General features: G+C 41.3%; 21 protein-coding genes. 13 read left to right on the plus strand and 8 right to left on the minus strand.

Annotation, left to right across the window (positions count from 1 at the left end):
* Positions 1-36: 36 nt before the first annotated feature.
* Complete coding sequence (tpiA, locus tag ACM0OT_RS11355) at positions 37-762, minus strand: triose-phosphate isomerase (RefSeq protein ID WP_414564610.1); 726 nt, start codon at positions 760-762, stop codon at positions 37-39.
* 237 nt (positions 763-999) lie between these two features.
* On the opposite strand from tpiA, the gene ACM0OT_RS11360 reads away from it, so the two are divergent.
* Positions 1,000-2,481, plus strand: a complete 1,482-nt coding sequence (locus ACM0OT_RS11360) for a GTP-binding protein (RefSeq protein WP_414564456.1) — start codon at positions 1,000-1,002, stop codon at positions 2,479-2,481.
* A 6-nt stretch (positions 2,482-2,487) separates the two neighbouring features.
* A complete protein-coding gene (locus ACM0OT_RS11365; protein WP_414564457.1) occupies positions 2,488-2,886 on the plus strand; it encodes a nuclear transport factor 2 family protein in 399 nt (132 codons plus the stop codon).
* Positions 2,887-2,997: 111 nt separating this feature from the next.
* Here ACM0OT_RS11365 and purU read toward each other — a convergent pair whose 3' ends face one another.
* From purU to csaB, 3 genes are all read right to left on the minus strand, one after another.
* Positions 2,998-3,852: a formyltetrahydrofolate deformylase gene (gene purU, locus ACM0OT_RS11370; protein ID WP_414564458.1), complete on the minus strand. Its 855-nt coding sequence runs from the start codon at positions 3,850-3,852 to the stop codon at positions 2,998-3,000.
* Between the two features lie 39 nt (positions 3,853-3,891).
* Positions 3,892-4,494, minus strand: a complete 603-nt coding sequence (locus ACM0OT_RS11375) for a DUF4340 domain-containing protein (RefSeq protein ID WP_414564611.1) — start codon at positions 4,492-4,494, stop codon at positions 3,892-3,894.
* Positions 4,495-4,605: 111 nt separating this feature from the next.
* Positions 4,606-5,646 (minus strand): polysaccharide pyruvyl transferase CsaB, encoded by a 1,041-nt coding sequence (csaB, locus tag ACM0OT_RS11380; protein ID WP_414564459.1) that lies wholly within the window; start codon positions 5,644-5,646, stop codon positions 4,606-4,608.
* A gap of 42 nt (positions 5,647-5,688) precedes the next feature.
* Between csaB and ACM0OT_RS11385 the strand changes: the two genes are divergently transcribed.
* From ACM0OT_RS11385 to ACM0OT_RS11430, 10 genes are all read left to right on the plus strand, one after another.
* Positions 5,689-6,036 carry a DUF2499 domain-containing protein gene (locus tag ACM0OT_RS11385; RefSeq protein ID WP_414564460.1) on the plus strand — a complete coding sequence of 116 codons (348 nt, stop codon included), beginning with the start codon at positions 5,689-5,691 and terminating at the stop codon, positions 6,034-6,036.
* On the plus strand, positions 6,033-6,338 hold the full coding sequence (locus tag ACM0OT_RS11390) for a DUF3593 domain-containing protein (protein WP_414541863.1): 306 nt from the start codon (positions 6,033-6,035) through the stop codon (positions 6,336-6,338). Before ACM0OT_RS11385 ends, ACM0OT_RS11390 begins: the two co-directional genes overlap by 4 nt.
* A gap of 15 nt (positions 6,339-6,353) precedes the next feature.
* Complete coding sequence (hisA, locus tag ACM0OT_RS11395) at positions 6,354-7,124, plus strand: 1-(5-phosphoribosyl)-5-[(5-phosphoribosylamino)methylideneamino]imidazole-4-carboxamide isomerase (RefSeq protein WP_414564461.1); 771 nt, start codon at positions 6,354-6,356, stop codon at positions 7,122-7,124.
* 225 nt (positions 7,125-7,349) lie between these two features.
* Positions 7,350-7,475 (plus strand): hypothetical protein, encoded by a 126-nt coding sequence (locus ACM0OT_RS11400; RefSeq protein WP_414564462.1) that lies wholly within the window; start codon positions 7,350-7,352, stop codon positions 7,473-7,475.
* Positions 7,476-8,238: 763 nt separating this feature from the next.
* Positions 8,239-8,991: a response regulator transcription factor gene (locus ACM0OT_RS11405; protein WP_414544494.1), complete on the plus strand. Its 753-nt coding sequence runs from the start codon at positions 8,239-8,241 to the stop codon at positions 8,989-8,991.
* A 58-nt stretch (positions 8,992-9,049) separates the two neighbouring features.
* Positions 9,050-10,372 carry an ATP-binding protein gene (locus tag ACM0OT_RS11410; protein WP_414564463.1) on the plus strand — a complete coding sequence of 441 codons (1,323 nt, stop codon included), beginning with the start codon at positions 9,050-9,052 and terminating at the stop codon, positions 10,370-10,372.
* Between the two features lie 28 nt (positions 10,373-10,400).
* Positions 10,401-11,075, plus strand: a complete 675-nt coding sequence (gene phoU / locus ACM0OT_RS11415; RefSeq protein WP_414564464.1) for a phosphate signaling complex protein PhoU — start codon at positions 10,401-10,403, stop codon at positions 11,073-11,075.
* A gap of 220 nt (positions 11,076-11,295) precedes the next feature.
* A complete protein-coding gene (locus ACM0OT_RS11420; protein WP_414564465.1) occupies positions 11,296-13,485 on the plus strand; it encodes a PhoX family protein in 2,190 nt (729 codons plus the stop codon).
* A 192-nt stretch (positions 13,486-13,677) separates the two neighbouring features.
* Positions 13,678-14,274: a Crp/Fnr family transcriptional regulator gene (locus ACM0OT_RS11425; RefSeq protein WP_414544498.1), complete on the plus strand. Its 597-nt coding sequence runs from the start codon at positions 13,678-13,680 to the stop codon at positions 14,272-14,274.
* Positions 14,275-14,426: 152 nt separating this feature from the next.
* Entirely contained in the window at positions 14,427-16,055 is a 1,629-nt protein-coding gene (locus ACM0OT_RS11430) for an iron uptake porin (RefSeq protein WP_414564466.1), read from the plus strand.
* Positions 16,056-16,109: 54 nt separating this feature from the next.
* On the opposite strand, the gene ACM0OT_RS11435 is transcribed toward ACM0OT_RS11430, so the two are convergent.
* On the minus strand, positions 16,110-16,367 hold the full coding sequence (locus ACM0OT_RS11435; protein WP_414564467.1) for a hypothetical protein: 258 nt from the start codon (positions 16,365-16,367) through the stop codon (positions 16,110-16,112).
* 250 nt (positions 16,368-16,617) lie between these two features.
* Here ACM0OT_RS11435 and ACM0OT_RS11440 point away from each other — a divergent pair, with 250 nt between their 5' ends.
* Positions 16,618-17,235 (plus strand): DUF3318 domain-containing protein, encoded by a 618-nt coding sequence (locus ACM0OT_RS11440; RefSeq protein ID WP_414564468.1) that lies wholly within the window; start codon positions 16,618-16,620, stop codon positions 17,233-17,235.
* On the opposite strand, the gene ACM0OT_RS11445 is transcribed toward ACM0OT_RS11440, so the two are convergent.
* From ACM0OT_RS11445 to ACM0OT_RS11455, 3 genes are all read right to left on the minus strand, one after another.
* Complete coding sequence (locus ACM0OT_RS11445; protein ID WP_414564469.1) at positions 17,232-18,224, minus strand: glycosyltransferase family 2 protein; 993 nt, start codon at positions 18,222-18,224, stop codon at positions 17,232-17,234. The two genes, ACM0OT_RS11440 and ACM0OT_RS11445, sit on opposite strands and share 4 nt — an antisense overlap.
* A 12-nt stretch (positions 18,225-18,236) precedes the next feature.
* Positions 18,237-18,899 (minus strand): TVP38/TMEM64 family protein, encoded by a 663-nt coding sequence (locus ACM0OT_RS11450; RefSeq protein WP_414564470.1) that lies wholly within the window; start codon positions 18,897-18,899, stop codon positions 18,237-18,239.
* A 137-nt stretch (positions 18,900-19,036) separates the two neighbouring features.
* The gene (locus ACM0OT_RS11455) at positions 19,037-20,746 is read right to left on the minus strand and encodes a phospholipid carrier-dependent glycosyltransferase (protein WP_414564471.1); all 1,710 of its coding nucleotides are present in this window, start codon (positions 20,744-20,746) and stop codon (positions 19,037-19,039) included.
* Positions 20,747-20,821 lie beyond the last annotated feature (75 nt).

Raw genomic sequence — 20,821 nt, forward strand, 5'->3', positions numbered from 1 at the left:
CCCGGCTTTGCCAGGGAAAAGGCGTTATGCATGGGGTTACTTGTGGTTGACAATCCGCGCAAAACTTGCAGGTTCTAGACTCGCTCCTCCCACAAGCGCGCCATCAATTTCTGGTTGAGCCATAATCTCATCAATATTCTCTGGCTTCACTGAGCCACCATATTGAATTGAAACATTGGGATTACTCAACTGACTGCGAATTAAACCAATTACCCGATTAGCCTCTTTTGCTTCACAAGTGTCACCAGTACCGATTGCCCAAATTGGTTCGTAGGCAATCACCAAGTTATTTTGATCCACATCTACGAGGTCTTTTTCTAGCTGGGTAGAAATCAGTGATTCAGTTTCTCCAGCATCTCGTTGTTGTTTCGTTTCACCAACACATAAAATTGGTGTCAAACCATACCTTTGAGCCGCTTTCAGCCGTAGATTAACAGTTGCGTCCGTTTCACAAAAGTATTGCCGTCGTTCGCTATGACCGACAATTACAAACCGCACACCACTTTCCGTCAGCATAGGGCCAGAAATTTCACCAGTATAGGCTCCATTTTCTTCCCAGTGGATATTTTGTGCCCCCAACTGGATGCGGCTACCATGTAAAGTTTTAGATAAAACGTTTAAGTTAGTAAAGGGAGGGCATAATACCACTTCTCGTCCTTCGGGCGTTTCCTCCAAATTGGGCAGAAATCCTCGTAAAAACTCCTGGGTTTCTGCCTGGGTTTTGAACATTTTCCAGTTACCGGCAATTACTATTTTACGCACAGGTGATTTAGTCAAGATTCTAACGCTACTAGATGCATTTTTCAGTTTAGGACGTTTTGTTAGTCATTAGTCATTAATTGGGGAGTAGGGAGTAGGGACTGGGATGAAGAATTAATTCTCCCTCATCTCTCAACCTCCTTCTATGCCATACCTAAGGTAAGCGACGCTAACGCTTGTCAAAAATAACTAGGATAGAACTATGGGGATAAAATCCTATATTGCAAATTTCACATTGCTATGACTTCCACATTGCCATTACCTGAACCTCATCACAGCGATTCTGCCAACACGGATGCTAATTCTCTCAACTGGGAGGAGGAACTAGATAGTGCCATTTTTAGCTTTGAAGATATTCAAACAGAACTAAATTATAAACAAGCACAAACGGCGCTGCGGAATTTAGTAGTCAATCTTGATTTGTCACCCCAAGAAAAAAAAGGATTAGAGGCTGAACTGGCTGATTTAGAAACCATGTTGGGTAAATTAGACAGCATGGTAGTGCAAATTGCTGCCTTTGGTATGGTGGGACGTGGTAAATCTTCCCTATTAAATGCCTTGGTTGGGCAAACGGTGTTTGAAACTGGCCCTTTACATGGAGTTACCCGTGATGCCCAAACAGTGAACTGGAGTATTAGTGAGGAGGCTATTGGCGAATCTGAACGTACTTTACGGGTGACTTTACCTGCAACCGGTCAATCTCAGGTGGAATTAATTGACACTCCCGGTTTAGACGAGGTAGATGGTGACACTCGTGCAGCTTTAGCTGAACAAGTAGCCAAGCAAGCAGATTTAATTTTGTTTGTGATTTCTGGAGATATGACCAAGATAGAACACGAAGCTCTTTCTCAGTTGCGGGAAGCAGGTAAGCCCATCATCTTGGTATTTAATAAAGTAGACCAGTATCCTGAAGCCGATCGCCGGGCAATTTACCAAAAAATCCGCGATGAGCGGGTAAAGGAATTACTCACGCCGCTAGAAATCGTCATGGCAGCCGCATCACCGTTGGTGAAAACAGCAGTACTGCGCCCGGATGGTAGTAGGGGAATGCAGATGCGTACAGGTACAGCCCAAATTGAAGAACTGAAGCTGAAAATTTTGGAGATTCTGCACCGTGAGGGTAAAGCTTTGGTTGCTCTCAATACTATGCTTTATGCCGACAACGTGAATGAGCAATTAGTAGAGCGAAAATTAATCATTCGTGAACAGAATGCTAATCAGTTGATTTGGAAAGCCGTGATGACCAAAGCCGTTGCGATCGCTCTCAATCCGGTTACTGTAGTAGATATACTGAGTAGTGTAGTAATTGATATTTCCCTGATTTTGGGTTTATCTAAACTCTATGGCATCCCCATGAGTGAAACTGGTGCTGTACAATTGCTACAAAAAATCGCCTTGAGTATGGGGGGTATTGGTGTCAGTGAGTTGTTAGCTAACTTGGGCTTGAGTGGACTAAAAACTTTACTAGGTATCTCTGCATCAGCTACAGCTGGCGCTACCATTGGCCCTTATATCTCAGTGGCCTTAACTCAAGCTGGGGTATCGGGTGTTTCTTCTTATGGCATTGGACAAGTAACCAAAGTTTATTTGGCCAATGGAGCCACTTGGGGGCCAGAAGGGCCAAAAGCAGTCATCGGTCAGATTTTGTCTAACCTAGATGAAACATCAATTCTCAATCGCATTAAAGAAGAATTACTACAAAAGGTAAAACTGAAAAAATAAAAACTAATGACCCAAAATTCAGCAAATACTTTGTCAGTGGCTCGACAGGCATTTGAGTATTTTACTCACGGTTTAGCGACTGGTGAATGGGAAGCATTTTTAGATATGCTCACAGAAGATTTTACCTTTTGGTTTCCCATGGGCAAATTTCACGGATTAAATGCAGGTAAAGATAGGGCTACAGAGTTTTTTGAATATGTATCTGCATCGTTTAAACCCGGATTAAAACTAACTTCTTTAGACCGGATTACCAGTAATGAAACAACTGTAGTATTTGAATTTTGTGATGAAGGACTTTTATTAGGACAACCTTATAAAAATAGAGTAGCAGTTTCTTTTGATGTGCGGGGAGATAAAATTTGTAGCTATAGAGAATACTTTGGTAGTGATGGTAAATCTTATTAACCCAAATTATTTTATTTTCCCAATAAATTCTTCCTTTTACTCTCTTTAATTTCTTTGTGTTCTTTGTGTCCTTTGCGTGCGGTATGCGCTGCGCGCACGCTACGCGAATGTTTAACCAAATACTACTGTTCTATTGGCATATACCAAAACGCGATTTTGTAAATGTAACCGCACCGCTCTAGCTAATACTACTCGCTCTAAATCTTTACCTTTTCTAATCAAATCATCAATTTCATCACGGTGACTAACTCGTACTACATCTTGTTCGATAATGGGCCCGGCATCTAAATCAGCAGTAGCATAATGAGCGGTAGCTCCAATAATTTTAACCCCCCGTTCAAAGGCGCGATGATAAGGATTCGCTCCGATAAAAGCTGGCAAAAATGAATGATGAATGTTGATAATCTGGGGAAATTGATTAATAAAATCTTCACTGACAACTTGCATATATTTCGCCAATACAACTAAATCAATTTTGTATCGTTGTAATAATTCTAGTTGTTGGGCTTCTTGTTCAGATTTGTTATCTTTAGTAATGGGAATATGATGAAAATCAATGCCAAATTGTTCAGCCACCACCTTTAAATTAGAATGGTTACTAATTATCAAAGAAATTTCAGCAGCAAATTCTTTAGCACGGTGTCGCCAAATTAAATCAAATAAACAATGGTCTTGCCGACTTACCCAAATAGCAATCCGTGGGATAGTATCAGAAAAGTGTAATTCCCACTGAGCATTTAAAGGTTGAGCGATCGCATTAAATGCAGGGTAAATAAATTCTCTAGGCAAATTAAATCCGTCTAATTGCCATTCAATACGGGTGAGAAATAACCCAGCAGCAAAGTCCGTATGCTGGTCTGCATGGATAATGTTGCCACCATTAGCATAGATAAAATTAGCAAATTTTGCTACTAGTCCTCTTTGATCAGGGCAAGAAATGAGCAAAGTGGCGGTGGGATTTGTCATAACTGCGGACTATCGCTTTAGTTATTCTAGTATCAATTTTTACTGCTCGGTTTCTGGAGTTGGTTCAGCCGCACTTGCATCTTCTGGTTGTTTCCACTCAGAGATTTCTCGATTTACGGCATTTTCAAAATCTACAGATACTAACAGGACATCCATATTACCATTAGGTTGCACAGCAGAATCAGTTTGAGCATACAAGAAACGACGATTAAAGTCAGGATTACCTAAAATTAGCTGGTGAGTTTTTTGATTCTTCAGATTAATATTGATAGTCGCTTGGGGTTGATCTAAACCAAAGTCGGCTCGCTGATTAACTGAAGCTGATAAAGTGCGATCGCTTGTACCTTTAACTAATAAATCTGTTAAATAAGCAACTATGGCGTCATTAGCTGGTTCTGATGTCGGAGATGTCAGCAACCATTTGGGATCATTGGTGTCCGCATTACGTTGTAAATTGAGGGTGATATCCTTGGTTTTAATACTCAAAGATTGGATATCTTCTTCTGTAAATGAAAATATTTGCTGCTGTTGTGCCTTAACTTCTTGTCGCTGAGTTTCACCGCGAATTTCATAGAAGTAAACAAAACCACCCAACCCCAGGGCTAGGAAGATTAAAATTAAAGTTGTGCGTGGTATTTTCATCTTAGCCAAGTTTTGATTCTCATGAAAATAGATTAGCGATCGCCTGAGTAAAATGCTCGCTTTATTAACCATAGCGTCAGTGCTGACAAGTCAGTTTCCCTAACAACAAACTTATGTTGTGAAGACTGTATTCAAAATATCGCGGTGCATTAATGCCCTATCGACTAAAGATTGAATTTGGTCAGACGAAAGCGGCTCACCGTTGGCATAATGTTCTATCCAGGTTGTACTAATTATGTTGGAGTCATCTGGTAACTTGGCCAAATCCCAACCAGGCATTTCTAATTCTTCCATTAACCGATTGACTTTGGGATCGTAACTTAGAGCAAAACAGCGACAACCTTCAGCCGCAGCCATAATTAAACTGTGGAGGCGCATTCCAATGACCATTTCTACGCCTTTGTAAACACCTTTTAAAAGTTGGGGATCTTCTAAACACAAAATTTGGCTAACATCTTTTAATTGGGGTTGAATCGCTTCAGCAATTTCTAAATCTTCACTTTTTTGAAAGGGCAGCAATAATATAAATGCTTGGGTGGCTGTTTGAAAATCTATTAAGGCGCGAGTTAAGTTAGCCAAACGTGCTGCTGTCAGTTGGGGATGGTTTCTTAACGTCACAGCAACTCTCGGCGCTGGGAAGTCCCAAAGTCCGGGAACTGGTTTACTATCTAACGCCCAAACAGGATCAGGCGCTAACAGACAAGGAATTTGCCACTGGGCTAATAAATCTGCACTGACGCGATCGCGTACACTAACTTTGGTACAACCTTGAAAATTTTGCCGTGCTAACCAGCGAGTGGGCGGACGTTTTAACGGGCCAATTCCTTGGCCCCAAGCAATGGTTTTCAAACCCATCTTTTGAGCCAACGCCATCAGCCCGCCGTAATAAAATGGACTAATGGTACTAGTAACATCTTGAATTAAACTCCCACCGCCCCAAATCAAAGCATCACAGTCACGTAAAGCCTGCAATACAGGTAACATAGCCATGCGATTATAACTTTCCACCCCATAGCGATCGCGCGTGGCTTCTGGATTACCAGAAAGCACCACAGGCGTGACGTGAGGTGGTAGCATTTGCAAAAGCGTCGCCAATAAAGCTTCGTCACCACCATTACCTTTACCGTAATACCCAGACAATAACGCCCGCATCTTCCCCATTTTGAATTTTTAATTGTGAATTTTTAATTACTTATGCACGCCCTTTCGATTCCCACCTGGATTATTCACGTTTCTAGCGTTATTGAGTGGATTGTCGCCATCTGGTTAATCTGGACTTACGGAGAACTCACCGGTAACCGCAGTTGGTGGGGATTATCCTTAGCCATGTTACCAGCTTTAGTTAGTGCCATGTGTGCCTGTACCTGGCATTATTTCGATAATCCTACATCTCTAGAATGGCTGGTAACGCTACAAGCTACCATGACATTAGTTGGTAATTTTACCCTGTGGGCAGCAGCTGTGTGGATTTGGCGTTCCACTAAGTCTGTTGATCCGCAAACCAATGTTGTTGAGGCCAAACCCCTTAAATCAGAATCATGATATCTAAAGAAACCCTATTTGCTCTGTCATTGTTTCCCTATTTGGGTTTCTTGTGGTTTATTAGCCGTAGTCAACAAATGCCACGTTTAGCGCTATATGGATTTTATGGAACGCTGGTGTTTGTTGGCGTTACCATCCCGGCGGGAATTTACGCCCAACTGCACTACGGCGAGTCTTTAGCTAATGTGGATTGGCTACACGGAGGGGCAGAAGTTTTTTTAACGCTGGCTAATATTTTAGTGGTGGTGGGTTTTGCCCAAGCCATTAGACAATTAAAAAATAAAAATGAAAACTCCCAATAACGAGGGATTGGTGATATGGATGTAATTCCTGCTATTGATTTACTAGAAGGTCGCTGTGTGCGACTGTATCAGGGAGACTATGAGCGATCGCAAGTTTTTAGTGAAAATCCCGTGGATGTGGCCAAACAGTGGGTTGATCAGGGTGCAACACGATTACATCTAGTTGATTTAGATGGTGCGAAAGCAGGTAAAGTAGTTAACTTAAAAGCCATTGAAGCCATCGCTCAAGCAATATCAGTACCCATTGAAATAGGTGGCGGATTGCGCGATCGCACTAGCGTACAACAAGTATTTAATTTAGGTGTACAGTGGGCAATTTTGGGAACCGTCGCCGTCGAACAACCCCAGTTAGTCCAAGAACTTTGCCAAGAGTTTCCCGAACAAATTATCATCGGTATTGATGCCCGTAATGGATTAGTCGCCACTCGCGGTTGGTTAGAAACATCAGAAGTTTTAGCCACCCAACTAGCTGTACAAATGCAAGAATTTGGTGCAGCCGCCATTATTTATACTGATATTCACCGTGATGGGACTCTTTCTGGCCCAAATTTAGTAGCTTTACGAGAACTCGCTGGAGCAATTTCTATACCTATAATTGCCTCCGGTGGCGTGAGTTCTGTCACCGATTTATTGAGTTTATTGGGCTTAGAACACCAAGGTGTCAAAGGTGTAATTGTCGGTCGTGCCTTATATACTGGTGACATTTCTCTCAAAGAAGCACTACGAGCGATCGGTCCAGGACGGATTCAAGATATCCCCCCAAATCTAGACTCTACCTTTGCGTGAAGGGGCTAGTCAAAAGTTTACCCTGAGTGAAAGGGTAGCTTTATAGTCAGAAAAGTAGGTTAGGTTAAGCACAACACAACCCAACAAAGCATACCAAATGTTGGGTAAAGTTGGGTTTTGTTCCTTAACTTGACATCTATGCCAACCCCTCTTAAATTTCCGGAATACTAATTTACACTGTTGTAGTTCCAGTAAGAGAAATAACGCAACCGTGAGGATATTTATATGACTCGTCCCAAACCTCCTAATAATGGCAAGCCTCGTAAAACTGAATCTGGTACCATCCGGTTGAAAAGTCAAAAAAATCTCATTGATCAACAGCCCCGTCAAAAATCAGATGCCCAGGAATAAGTGTTTATGTACCAATATTAATTAATCAAACTCAGTAAAGTCACGGTTAAAATTAAGTATTTTGCAAAATTTAAGAAGATTGGGTTTCCTAATTGATAGAGACGTGAACATTGTAGCGGCTCTATTTTTTTATATTAATATGTAACTTTTTTAACTAATGACCGGAATTACTTATATCTTAGTTGTATAGAAAGATATAGTTAATCTTGCCATTGAGTCCTATGTCTAATCCACAACCTAATTCCAGCCAACCATCTAACAAAAAAATAGATGAAACAACTAAGAATAGAAAACAACCCCTGAACAACGGTAGACCAGAAAAAACAGACCATTAGTACCGCCATGAAGTCGCCGTGAAGTCAATCTAGAGGCTCCGGTACGCGACAATTAAGTATAAAAAAGTAACCGTGAACTAGCAACGAAAATCCCGGTATGATAAAAATATCGGGATTCTTTGACGTACCAGTAATTCTGACTTACTTAGCTATAATTCTCTTATGCGGGCTTAATCGTATCCTCGTAATTCATAATCAACGTAATTTGCGGTTGTCAATGCAGAATCGCCAGTAAAGAGAAATCGAAAATGCTAGATAGTCAAAAATACTCTTAGCTGCTTGCAATTACAGCAATTTATCCTGTAGTGTTATATATATTACTTTTTGCAAAAGAATTCACTGCGGTAAGAACATATATCCACTGAAATCAGACAATTAATTGCATCAGCGTAATTGATACAAGCACAAACTAGATTTTTCTGTTATCAATGTATACCAGTGAATCAATTAAGTATTCTACTAGAGCAGAAATCGGACAAACTAGTCGGATTCTGGTCGTAGAAGATGAAGAATTAATCCAAGAAATGCTAGCTGTAGCATTGGAAGAAGAAGGTTTTGGTGTCATCACAGCCCCTGATGGGCGGTCTGCTGTCGAATATCTCAAAAGTTTTGAACCCAACTCAGGAGAGCCGCCTTTTGACTTAATTGTTCTTGACTTGATGCTACCTCATATTAATGGGCTAGATATCTGTCGCTTGCTGCGTCACCAAGGAAACCCAGTACCAATTTTGATTTTGAGTGCCAAAGGTAGCGAGACTGATCGCGTTTTGGGGTTAGAAGTAGGTGCAGATGACTACCTAACTAAACCCTTTAGCATGAGGGAATTAGTCGCTCGTTGTCGGGCGCTACTCCGTCGTCAACGCTTAAGCACTTTGCCACAACTACCAGTCCTCAAACATAAAGATGTCACTTTGAATGCCCAAGAGTGTCGGGTGCTGGTTCGTGGTCATGAGGTGAATCTTTCTCCCAAAGAGTTCCGTTTGTTGGAACTCTTTATGAGTTATGCTCGCCGAGTCTGGTCACGGGAGCAATTGCTAGATCAGGTTTGGGGCCCAGATTTTGTGGGCGACAGTAAAACTGTCGATGTCCACATCCGCTGGTTACGCGAGAAATTAGAACAAGACCCAAGTCACCCTGAATACATTGTGACTGTCAGAGGTTTTGGCTATCGTTTCGGATAATTTGTGAGATAGTTGTTAGTTTTGATTAATTACCAACCAACTAGCAACTCATACTCAAATGCTCTTATTGGGATTTTTTCTGGGTTTAGCGGTAGGCATTGGGTTTTGGATTTGGCAACAGATTCAATTGAACCGCTATTTGGGGCGAGTACTCTCACCTTTAACCGCGAATAATTCTGAGGTATCGCTACCGCTAATTCCCCGTTTGCAGCGAAAAATAGCAACTATTAAGCAGCAACGACAGGATTCGCAGCACTCGTTGCAAATCTACAAAGATTTACTGGATTTTGCCCCACTAGGATATTTACAGGTAGATGAAGAAAACCAACTGTTGTGGTGTAATCAACAAGCACGGGAAATGCTTTACCTGCAAAGTTGGCAACCAGAACAAGTGCGGTTGTTGTTGGAATTGGTGAGGTCTTATGATCTTGACCATTTAATTGAAAAAACACGTGATTGGCAAAAAGCGCAGACCAAAGATTGGGTATTTCACCCAGCTTGTGATAATGCGGCAGAAATGCCCACCATTAAATCATTGACTTTGCGGTCGTTCAGCTTGCCTTTACCTCAGGGACAAGTGGGAGTTTTTCTAGAAAATCGCCAACCGTTGCTAGATATGAATCAAGAACGCGATCGCTCTTTTTCTGATCTAGCCCATGAACTGAGAACTCCACTGACTTCAATCCGTCTGATTGTGGAAACCTTACAAAATCGCCTAGATCCGCCGTTAAATCGTTGGGTTAACCGCTTGATGCAAGAAGTTGATCGGCTGATTAACTTGGTGCAAAGCTGGTTAGAACTCACCCAAATGGAAGCCAACCCCACGATGCAATTGCATCTAGAAGTTCTGGAACTGCGATCGCTAATTTTATCGGTTTGGGAAACATTAGAACCATTAACCCAAAAGCAACATCTGTCTCTGTCTTATACTGGTCCAGAAAATCTGTGGATTAAGGCAGATTCTGCCCGAATTTATCAAGTTTTTCTCAACTTGCTGGATAACAGTATCAAATATAGTCCTCCTTGTACCAGCATTCAAATTCAAGCGAAAATCATCTCCCCAGAAGATAGCGATCGCCCAAGCCCAGTTTTAGAAATAAATCTTATTGATGCGGGCATAGGTTTTTCACAAGCAGATTTACCATATATTTTTGAGAGATTTTACAGAGGAGATAAAGCACGCACTCATTCTCCATTACCAGAAAGTAACAGTATGGGGGCAATTGTGGGTAATGGTTTAGGTTTGGCCATAGTCTGGCAAATTCTTGCAGCTCATGGTGCTTCTATCAAAGCTATGAACCATCCAGAAACTGGTGGCGCTTGGATGCAACTTCAAATTCCTGAAGTTATGGCAAACTCTCAAAGCCAAGATTATAGTTAAGAATATCTTCACCTTTGAGATAACAAGTGTGAAAGCCGTCTTGTATGACCCTAATTCCAACCCCAAAAGTCCCCAGTTAACACGTGCCATTAGGCGCTTAGAGCGAGATGTATTACGTATGGGAGCCTTGGTAGAACAATCGTTCCGCCTCAGCCACCAAGCGCTATTTTCTCGTAATTTAACCGCAGCTGAGGAACTTCCCCAACTAGATAAAAAAATAGATCGTTTTTATAGACAAATAGAATCAGATTGTACAGCCATTATGACGCTGCAAGCACCCACAGCCCAAGATTTACGCTGCTTGAGTGCGTTTATGCAGTTGGTGCGAGACTTAGAGCGTATTGGCGATTATGCTGAGGATTTAGCGGAAATTGCCATTAAAATTTTTCCTTATGCGCCTCATGAGACTTTACCAGAGATTGAAAACATGTCCCACCATGCACAAGCAATGCTGGCCACTAGCTTAAAAGCTTTGGCCGATTTGGATGAAGTGGGTGGAAGAGGTTTAAAGCATTTAGATGATGCTGTAGATAATGCCTATGATCGTGTTTATCAAACCTTGTCCCAGCAGCGGGATGTGCCAGGGGTAGTTGAACCGATTCTGTTGCTAGCATTGGCAATTCGTTGTCTAGAACGGATGGCAGATCATGCTACTAATATTGGTCAAAGAGTAGCATACATTGTCACCGGTCAACGTCATTAATTCAGTTTTAGGGATGAGGAATTGAGGGTTGGTAAGTTACCTATTTACCAATCCTTTTTTTTCTAATTCGCAGTCCCGAAAATAAAAACTTGGTTAACCAACAGACAATTTACCAAACGATTACTTTTTCTTAACCTGGCCCAATTACATTAGCTACAACAAGCATCAAAACTGTTGTTTTTATCACTAGCTGATAAATCTGGTGTAATTAATCAAACCCATGAGTATCACACGCCGGGATTTTTTATTGTTAATTGGGGGCAGTACAAGTGCATTGGCACTGAGTTATGTGACAGGTTGTGATAACAAGATTACAAACGCTGAAATACCATTTTCTTTTCAATCCATAAAGGGCCCTATTCCCTTAGCAACAGCAGGTTTGACACCAGAACAACAGCAAGCAGAATACAGCACCTATGAAGTAGTAGATGATTTGGTGCTACCAAAAGGCTTTCAATATCAAGTTATTGCGGCTTGGGGTGATGTGGTAGGTGATTCTCGTTTTGGTTACAACAACGATTATCTATCGTTTTTACCAACAGCAGAAAATGAAGGATATCTCTCAGTTAATTTTGAATATGTCAGTACTATCCCCTGGATACAAACTTATGAGCAGGTAATTGGGAAATCGCTGCCTTTTGAGTCTGTAAAAACTGCCCTCAAAGCACAATCATCAGGCAAAATAGAAATTAATGCTTATGCTTTGCCAGATAGCGATCCCATCAAAGCCCAAATCCGAGAAATTTGTACAGAAGCACTGCTAGATCAAGGATTGGGTGTCATATCAATTCGCCAGGGAAATAATGGCCAGTGGGAAAGAAATAATTCTGTAGCTGATAGACGGATAAGTGGTATTTCTGGCTTAGAAGATGGGCGGTATCTGCAAGCAACTGGCCCCGCAGTGGCAGTATTTCGCAAACAACAAGGACAAGGGTATATTGATCAATTAGGCGATCGCATCATTGGGACTTTTGCTAATTGTGCTGGCGGAACAACCCCGTGGGGTACAGTTCTCAGTGCGGAAGAAAATTTTCAAATACAAGTTACAGAAGCTGTATATGCTGACGGTACTTCTTTTGACCCTAGCCAACGACCATTTGCTTTAGGTGATGAAGAACTGTACGGACAAGGTAATGTTTTTGGTTTAGCGGGAAATAAATATGGCTGGATTGTGGAAATTGACCCAGCCAACCCCAAAGACTACGGGACAAAACATACCTGGCTAGGACGTTACCGCCATGAAGCTGTGGGAGTCAGGGTAGAAAAAGGTAAACCCATTGCATTTTATTCGGGATGCGATCGCCGGGGAGGACATATTTACAAATTTATCAGCCGTGATCGTGTAAATAACCCCAAAGACAAAGCCAATTCTCAGTTATTACAACAGGGAATGCTTTATGCTGCCAAATTTAACGCTGATGGTACAGGTCATTGGCTACCACTCAATGCAGACACACCAATTAATCCTGATATTCCGCAAATTATCGCCGGTAATGTGATCAGGCTACCCATTGGCCCCAAACTCCAGTCATCCGCAGCGATCAACGATGGTTATTTGTTAGTGAAAAAAGACGAGGAAATTACTCAGTTTAAACAAATATATCAACAACTAGGTGAACTTTACATCGGCACCCCCGAAGAAAAGCAAGGTGCCATTTTAATTGATGCCCACTACGCTGCTAATGCTGTCGGTGCTACTTGCACAGCACGTCCAGAAGATACAGTGATTGCAGCTAATGGTGATTTGTACATTGCCTTTACCTCTGGTTTTCCAGATCAACAAGGAGGTGCTGATGTACGGATCTTCAAAAGTCCTACAGGTGAAACACCTTATGAATATGGTTGGCTCATGCGCTTAAGTGAAGATCACAATGATTTATCTGCACATACTTTTCGCTGGCAAATCTTAGCTACAGGAGGGGAACCAGCAGCCGGCGGTATGGGTTTTGCTAACCCAGACAATTTATTGCTAGATCCTCAAGACAATTTATGGATGGTGACCGATATTTCCACGAATAAACTCAATAATTCCATCAAAACTCGTACGAATGACCAAGGTAAAGCTGTAAGTTTATCTGGATTATTTGGTAACAATGCCATTTGGTTTCTGCCCACCCACGGTGAAGATGTTGGTAAAGCTTTTTTATTTGGGATGGGGCCGATGGAGTGTGAAACTACTGGGCCTTGCTTCACTCCAGATCACAAAACTATATTTTTATCAATACAACACCCAGGAGAATTTCATGGTATACGTAAAGACCAAGCATCTGAAACTAGAGAATTTGTGATTACCAATACTTTAGGTGAAGAATTTTTACAAACTCGTCAAGTTCCTATTGGTTCTAATTGGCCTCATAAGACTCCCAATTCTCCTCCTAAGCCAGCAGTTGTGGCTGTGAGCAAAGTTTAATTTTTTTACAAGTGATTATCTGACATTTATACATATAAAATCATCTTATAAAAAATATGAGTTAATTAAATAAATTCTTTTTATCTGACCAAGCTGAAGATATTCACCGATTAATTTTTTTGAATAAATTAATAAAAAAATTTTTATAGTTTGCAATTAATTCCAGTTCATACTCCTACAAGTACTTGCATAATGTCTTCCACAAGTTTGACTCCCAACTTACCCAATGTCTCACATGAATCTAGCCTCGGTGAACACTTACCACAAAAGTTATTTAGTCGTAGGGAAATAATTCCACCTGGTAACGACGTACTGTGGCGCATTGAGCGGGGAGCAGTTCGTACCTTAACCTGGAGTGAAGACGGATTATTTATTACCCTGGGTTACTGGGGCGCTGGAGATTTAATTGGTTATCCTTTATCTAAAGTCCAACCTTATCAAATTGAATGTTTGACAAGCGTAGAAGTAAGCATGATACCACCTCACCTTTGGTATATAAATATCGATGCTTTTTTATCCCACATTCAACATTCAGAAGAGCTTTTAAGTATTGTGCATTCCAAGCCCATATCTTTACGTTTATGGAAATTTCTGCTGTGGTTAAGTGAAAAGTTTGGACGTGACGTAGAACAAGGCAAATTGATTGATTTAAACATCACCCATCAGGAAATATCTGAAGTTTTAAACACAACTCGCGTCACAGTAACACGGCTGTTACAACAATTTGAAACTCAAGGGGCATTGTTACGCTATAAACGGCGGATTATTCTGTGTTCACTAAATAAATAAATTCAAAAAATTAGTCAGAAAGAAGGTGATTGACTTGTATTCAGTTTCCATAATCTGGTATATTACCTACTGAATGCGTGAGTAAATTCCCTGAAGAAAATGGGTTTTTTCCATAGCTAGAGTTTCGTTAGGTGTGAGTGAAATTAACTAATATGGCAAAACTATTTTGGAATGTGTTAAAGGTCAGCCCAATTGTTGCTGCGACATTTTTTGCTGCTAACAGTGCCTTAGCTGCTGAAGTTAATGAACAGGTAACAACCGTTGCTCAGTTGTCTCAAGAGACTGATAGCATCGGTCAGGTAACATCTGTGTCTCAGTTTTCTGATGTGCAACCTACAGATTGGGCATTCCAAGCTTTGCAATCCTTGGTTGAGCGCTACGGTTGTATTGCAGGTTATCCCAACGCCACCTATCGTGGTAACCGTGCCTTAACTCGCTACGAATTTGCGGCTGGTTTGAATGCTTGTTTAGACCGAGTTAATGAACTAATTGCCACAGCAACTGCTGATGTAGTTACCAGACAAGACTTGGAAACCTTGCAGCGCTTGCAAGAAGAATTTTCTGCGGAATTAGCAACTTTACGTGGTCGTGTAGATTCTTTAGAAGCTCGGACTTCTGAACTCGAAGCGAATCAATTCTCCACCACCACCAAGCTATCTGGGGAAGCAATTTTTGCTGTATCTGATGTTTTTGGTGATAGCAGAGCAGTTCCCGTGGGTGAACCAACTCAAGGATTAAACAGCAACACTACTTTTTCTAATCGGGTACGTCTAACTCTCAACACTAGCTTTACAGGTCAAGACAGACTACAAACTCGTTTAAATTCCGGTAATATTGTTTCCACTCGTGGTAATGATGCATTGGGTACTGGTACAGGTACCAATATGACCCGCTTGGGTTTTGATGGTGATAACGGTAACAACGTTGAAATCGATAAAGTTAACTATAGATTCAACTTCAGTGATGCTTTGCGTGTGCAGATCGATGCAACTGGTGCTGAATTAAACGAAAACGTCAACGTCTTCAACCCCGACTTTTCTAGTTCAGGTAGAGGCGCTATTTCCCGGTTTGGACGTTTTAGTCCCATTTATCGTCAAGGTGCTGGTGGTTCTGGTTTGACAGTAACCTTTAATCCTGGCGGTGCTTTGAGTTTATCTGGTGCTTACTTAGCTCCAAGAGGTAATAACCCTGATCCTGATAACGGAGTTCTTGAAGGTGCTAATACCGTTTTCGGTCAGCTATCCTTTCAACCCAGTACAGCATTAAACTTAGGTTTGGCTTACGCTCGGACATATCAAAATAGCGCTCCTACTGGTAGTGGCATCAACAACTTTGCTAGCATCGGCAGTACTTTTGCTAACAATCCCTTTAATGGTAACGCCACTGTTGCTAACCACTACGGTCTGCAAGCTTCATTCCAACCAAGCCCTAGTCTAGCTCTAAGTGGTTGGGTAGGTTATACCACAGCGGATGAACAAGTAGGCGCTGGTAGAGACGCAGATATTTGGAACTGGGCTACTACTCTAGCTGTCAGAGACTTGGGTAGAGAAGGTAACGTTTTAGGTCTTGTGTTTGGTCAACCTCCCAAAGTAACTGGTGGTAGTGTAGACAGAGCAGGTAGAGACAACGATACTTCCTATCATTTAGAAGGACTTTACAAAATTAGAGTCAGCAGCAATGTTCAGGTTACGCCTGGTTTGTTGGTTATCTTCAACCCTGAACACAACAGCAACAACGACACTATATATGTAGGTACTCTCCGGACTACATTCAGTTTCTAAAACTAATTTTTGGTTATAATTTGAATTATTTACAACCCGCTTTAAGCGGGTTTTTTATTGGTCATAATCTTGTTGAGGAAGTAGATTTGTAGGTGGCCGATCGCTACTCCACGCCCACCAAACATAACCACACTGGCAATTATAGAACTCTTGCCATTTACGACGATGGTTTTCTGTCATTACAGGCGATCGCCTATTAATCCAAACTTCCATCGCTTCCAGACTACTGGCTCGACAACTAGGACAGCAAAACTCGTAAGCGTGAATTGCCTCATTTGTCCATTTAGGTGGTATGGGAGCAAAAGCGTCCATGTAATATTAATTCGTAATTCGTAATGGACTAACGTCCCGCTACGCTCTAAGCGTAGCTATGCCGCAGGCTTTACGTAATTCGTAATTCAGCGGTTTTGTCTACCATCTCATAATAATGGAATATACTCAACTTTATTTACCAACGCAGAGTCAGTCACACTAAGTCAGTGCAGAGGTACGCTGAGTTTGTGTACGGAGTTTGCGGGATGAAATAAATGTATATTCTAATTAAGAATTACAAATTGTGCTTATGGAGCCGAGAAGCGAAATTCGCCGTTTATTAGATGTTATACCTGCTTCTAGTCGCATGACGGTGAAAATTGTCAGCAAGCCGGAGCAGGTAAAGGTGATTGATGCTGCTTTTCCCTTACCGTGGCACCATGATCGACCAATATATATTAATTTCGATCTATGGTTTCGTTTGACTAAACCGCAACGGGATTTATTAACCTTACAGAAGGTAAGCTGGTTGACGGGGGTGAAGTGGTATAAACCGGATATCTATCAAGGTGTGGTGTTGTTGGGACTTTTGGCAGGATTAATAGAATCAGCACAGTCAGATGTGGTGGGTATGGCTGTAGCTGGAGGATTAAGTGTGATTGCTTTAACTCGGATTTGGCGCATCAACCAATCTCCAGAATCAGAGTTAAACGCCGATGCAGCAGCAATTTTAATAGCCCAACGCCGGGGTTATGCCCAAACAGAAGCGGCCCAGCATTTATTATCTGCTATTGAGGCGATCGCTAATATCGAAGGACATGGCAGTTTCAATTTTAGCGCCTTGCTTCGTTGCCAAAACTTACGGGCGATCGCTGGTTTATCGCCTATCAGTATTCCAGAAAAGCCTATCTTTGGGAAGAATGGTTAAAAACTGGTTGACTTTGAAGACATTTCTAATCTTTCGTTAGTAGGTTGATATTGTTGATCAAACCCAGCAACTTCCGACAAGGTGTAAAGTGGTCTTTGCTTAACCTCTTCATAAATACGCCCAATATACTCACCTAAAATTCCAATACTAACTAACTGTACTGCTCCTAAAAAGAAGATAGCTATAAGAATAATAGTTATTCCAGTTAGAGGAGAATTGGGGGTAAAAATTCGCCAGTATAATACCAACAGACACATTAAGAGTGAAACCATTGCGGCTAATAATCCTAAATAAGTTGACAGTCTTAATGGCACCTTAGAAAAAGAAACTATACCGTTAATTGCTAATGTAAAAGACTTGCGAAATGTATATTTGACATCACCTGCAAATCGTGGATCACGTTCAAAACGTACTGCTATTTGATTAAAACCAACCCAAGAACGCAACCCCCGAATGTAACGATTTCGCTCTGGCATAGCATTTAGCACGTCTACAACTTGGCGATCTAATAGGCAGAAATCCCCCGTATCTGTGGGAATATCTACATCCGCCAGTCGCTTGAGAATCCGATAAAAAGCATAAGCCATAAAGCGTTTAAACCAGCTTTCTCTACTGCGTTTTATCCTCTGGGCATAAACGATATGATATCCTTGTCGCCATTGTTCCAGCATGTCGATAATTAACTCTGGTGGATCTTGTAAATCAGCATCGAGAATGACAACTATATGTCCTCGGACAAAATTTAACCCGGCTGTGACGGCGATTTGATGACCAAAATTTCTGGCTAGACTCAAGTACACGACACGCGGATCTTTTTGATGTAATTCACGTATCATTTGCAAAGAGCGATCGCGGCTACCATCATTTACCAAACACAACTCCACTGCACCATCCATCTGATTCATCACTTGGGAAATGCGGCGATACATTTCCTCAATGGTTTCTTCTTCGTTGTATAACGGTACGATAAAAGAATATTTAGGTATCATAGATAAGCTGTGTTAAGGTTTTTTACGACTTGGAAAAGAGCGCCGACGACGATACCAAGTAGAAACGCCTACTAGCATTCCTATCAATACCAAGGCAGTCACCAATGGTAGAATTTCGCCAGTGCGGATTGCTTTTAAGCCAGAACTACCCAAGAGAACAAATGGCAAGATTCCGGGTACTGTCCCCAAGATTGTGCCAATTAAGTAATCTTTGAAGCTAATTGATGTTAAACCAGCTGCAAAATTTACTAATCCATAAGGTAAGATTGGCATGAGTCGGATAGCAAACATATAAAAAATGCCGCCTTGTCTAACTTCAGCATCTATAGCTTGCCAACGTCCAGCTAGTCTTTGAGAAATAATCTCATGTCCTACTGTACGGGCAAAAATAAAAGCGGCGATCGCGGCAATAATTGCCCCAAGACTTGTCCAAAATGTCCCCATCCAAGGTCCAAAAATTGCTCCTCCTGTTAAATTCAAGGCTGTAGAAGGCAAAATCAAAATCGTTGCTACCACATAGACAGCTATATAAGTGACGGGGGCCCAAATGCCTGCAACTTGTAACCAAGATTGAATTAGCTGTGGATCGATTCCTCCCAGTAAATACCCTGTCACTCCAGTGGCTATTAGACACACAACCATCAGTAAGGCAAAGCTGGTTTTAGCATTGAGCATTAATTTATCTTCCTAATGTTGAAATTGATACCCAATCATCTAAGTCCAATTTAGAACCCTGTTATTGACGAAGGAGTGCCATCGCTAACATTATGTAAATAATGTTTTTTGCATCTTAATATACGGTAGTTATGAGATTAGATACAGTGATATAATTTGTACTCATAACCGTTTACTGCTGGCAAAGCTTGCGTATCAGGCAGACATTTTTCCACTTCCTGGGCTATGGGTACATGGAAATTTACCAGCCACAAATCAAACGGTCGTGGTATCCCATTTAAAGTATTTTCTAGAGATTTTGTAGATTTACTGAAGTCTTGTTCTTGATGAGCTAGCAGAAATTGGATATTAGCTTGTGAACCAGAAAATTCTAACTCCCTGGCTATACCCATCATTTCTCCAGTTTGTACTAAGCTTTTGTGAGTTGTAGCAATGAGTAATGGAAGCGGGGAATTTTGTTGAATCAGGGGAACTAACAGATCAGGGCGGTAGTATTTGCGATAACCGAGATTAGACGTAACTGTAATAGCGCTCATTAATCCCATTACCCAAATTAGGATTACAGCTTGTTTTCCAGTAATACCCCATTTACCGATTTTCGGATTTTGAATACAAACTGCCAGAATCGCCCCCAATAAGACAATCACCGCCGGAAAGTAAACAAAGTTGTAGCGAGCGCCCCGTGTTAAGTCAATACCCAAAACATAAGTAAAGAAGAAGAAGAACGCGATCGCTCCTAATACTACCCCAGCAAATACCTGAGTTATCGAACGAGTTTCAGGTTGCTGTAATCTGAGTTTTATACCACGAATTAAAATAGGTACTGCCCAAATAAAGAAAATTAACATTACCAAGCCAGAGGCAATCACAACGGTTAACTGTGGTGCTTCTACTGGGAGCAAGGAAATCATCGTAATCCATGCTGCTAAAGCTTGAAAAATGGGGCTGATCAAATCTAGTCCCACACGCTCAGTTTTAATCCACTCTGTCATACTACTGCTATAGCGATTCTGTAACAAACCAGGTAACCAAACTACACCCGCTACAGCAGTACCAGCTGCAATAAAATAAATCCGCCACCATAGAGGAGAAAGAAACAGTAAACTTTTGGCATGGGTGTATTGTTGCCAAGCTACAAAAATTAACACCAAAGCTTCAGCCCCGAGAGTCAGAACAAAAAAGTAGTGAGTAGCAATACCCAAGGCGTTAACTCCTACCCAAGCAATGATTAACCAAAGCGGTAGCAATATTCGGTTTTGCAGGTGACGGATAGCAATTATTAAGCAAGTCAGGGATGCCATCACCCAGATTACAGCCAAAGTATAATGACGTGCTTCTTGTGCTAAAAAAATTCCGTATGGTGAGACTGCCATCATGGCGGCCGATAATTGTCCCACTACTGGAGAACGAAAGGCTAATTTGCCTAAAAGATAAGCACAGGGAATGGATAATGCACCTAGTAAAGCGGGAAAAGATCGTGCAGCAAACAGCGATACTAACCCTTCTTGATTGGGAAATAGCCTCATCCATAAATGAACCAGTACAAAATAGAATGGTGGATGGTGGTCTTCTATTAGGAGATTATGAATCACATCCCCAATACCAGCTGCGGGATTTATTAACAGTGGTTGCAATAAGATATCAGGTGCGATCGCTTGATCTAGGGGTACTGGTAAAAAACTATTCCCCAAGCTAAACACCAAAGTAGCAAACTCATCAGTCCAAGGAGGCTTGGCAGTCAAATTATGAAAACGTAAGCCGATGCCGATAATTAGCCAAAACAGTAATAGTACGGGATGAAACCAGCGAGCAGAAACGGTAGAACGCCAATTTTTATACAAGTTCATCTATTTTTATGGAGATTTTTTCTTATTCAAAGTATAAAATAAGTTACGAAAAACAAGTATCCAAACAATTTATCA

Source organism: Anabaena sp. CCY 9613 (assembly GCF_963920895.1).
Taxonomy (GTDB): domain Bacteria; phylum Cyanobacteriota; class Cyanobacteriia; order Cyanobacteriales; family Nostocaceae; genus Cyanocohniella.

What these genes read in the sequence shown, in the direction of transcription:
- ACM0OT_RS11420 (WP_414564465.1), top strand. Translation starts at nt 11,296, where the DNA reads ATGAGTATCACACGCCGGGATTTTTTATTGTTAATTGGGGGCAGTACA.
- ACM0OT_RS11405 (WP_414544494.1), top strand. Translation starts at nt 8,239, where the DNA reads ATGTATACCAGTGAATCAATTAAGTATTCTACTAGAGCAGAAATCGGA.
- ACM0OT_RS11450 (WP_414564470.1), bottom strand. Translation starts at nt 18,899, where the DNA reads ATGCTCAATGCTAAAACCAGCTTTGCCTTACTGATGGTTGTGTGTCTA.
- ACM0OT_RS11430 (WP_414564466.1), top strand. Translation starts at nt 14,427, where the DNA reads ATGGCAAAACTATTTTGGAATGTGTTAAAGGTCAGCCCAATTGTTGCT.
- hisA (WP_414564461.1), top strand. Translation starts at nt 6,354, where the DNA reads ATGGATGTAATTCCTGCTATTGATTTACTAGAAGGTCGCTGTGTGCGA.
- ACM0OT_RS11445 (WP_414564469.1), bottom strand. Translation starts at nt 18,224, where the DNA reads ATGATACCTAAATATTCTTTTATCGTACCGTTATACAACGAAGAAGAA.
- ACM0OT_RS11390 (WP_414541863.1), top strand. Translation starts at nt 6,033, where the DNA reads ATGATATCTAAAGAAACCCTATTTGCTCTGTCATTGTTTCCCTATTTG.
- purU (WP_414564458.1), bottom strand. Translation starts at nt 3,852, where the DNA reads ATGACAAATCCCACCGCCACTTTGCTCATTTCTTGCCCTGATCAAAGA.
- ACM0OT_RS11425 (WP_414544498.1), top strand. Translation starts at nt 13,678, where the DNA reads ATGTCTTCCACAAGTTTGACTCCCAACTTACCCAATGTCTCACATGAA.
- ACM0OT_RS11365 (WP_414564457.1), top strand. Translation starts at nt 2,488, where the DNA reads ATGACCCAAAATTCAGCAAATACTTTGTCAGTGGCTCGACAGGCATTT.
- ACM0OT_RS11385 (WP_414564460.1), top strand. Translation starts at nt 5,689, where the DNA reads ATGCACGCCCTTTCGATTCCCACCTGGATTATTCACGTTTCTAGCGTT.
- csaB (WP_414564459.1), bottom strand. Translation starts at nt 5,646, where the DNA reads ATGCGGGCGTTATTGTCTGGGTATTACGGTAAAGGTAATGGTGGTGAC.
- ACM0OT_RS11455 (WP_414564471.1), bottom strand. Translation starts at nt 20,746, where the DNA reads ATGAACTTGTATAAAAATTGGCGTTCTACCGTTTCTGCTCGCTGGTTT.
- ACM0OT_RS11400 (WP_414564462.1), top strand. Translation starts at nt 7,350, where the DNA reads ATGACTCGTCCCAAACCTCCTAATAATGGCAAGCCTCGTAAAACTGAA.
- ACM0OT_RS11410 (WP_414564463.1), top strand. Translation starts at nt 9,050, where the DNA reads ATGCTCTTATTGGGATTTTTTCTGGGTTTAGCGGTAGGCATTGGGTTT.
- ACM0OT_RS11435 (WP_414564467.1), bottom strand. Translation starts at nt 16,367, where the DNA reads ATGGACGCTTTTGCTCCCATACCACCTAAATGGACAAATGAGGCAATT.
- ACM0OT_RS11360 (WP_414564456.1), top strand. Translation starts at nt 1,000, where the DNA reads ATGACTTCCACATTGCCATTACCTGAACCTCATCACAGCGATTCTGCC.
- ACM0OT_RS11440 (WP_414564468.1), top strand. Translation starts at nt 16,618, where the DNA reads ATGGAGCCGAGAAGCGAAATTCGCCGTTTATTAGATGTTATACCTGCT.
- ACM0OT_RS11375 (WP_414564611.1), bottom strand. Translation starts at nt 4,494, where the DNA reads ATGAAAATACCACGCACAACTTTAATTTTAATCTTCCTAGCCCTGGGG.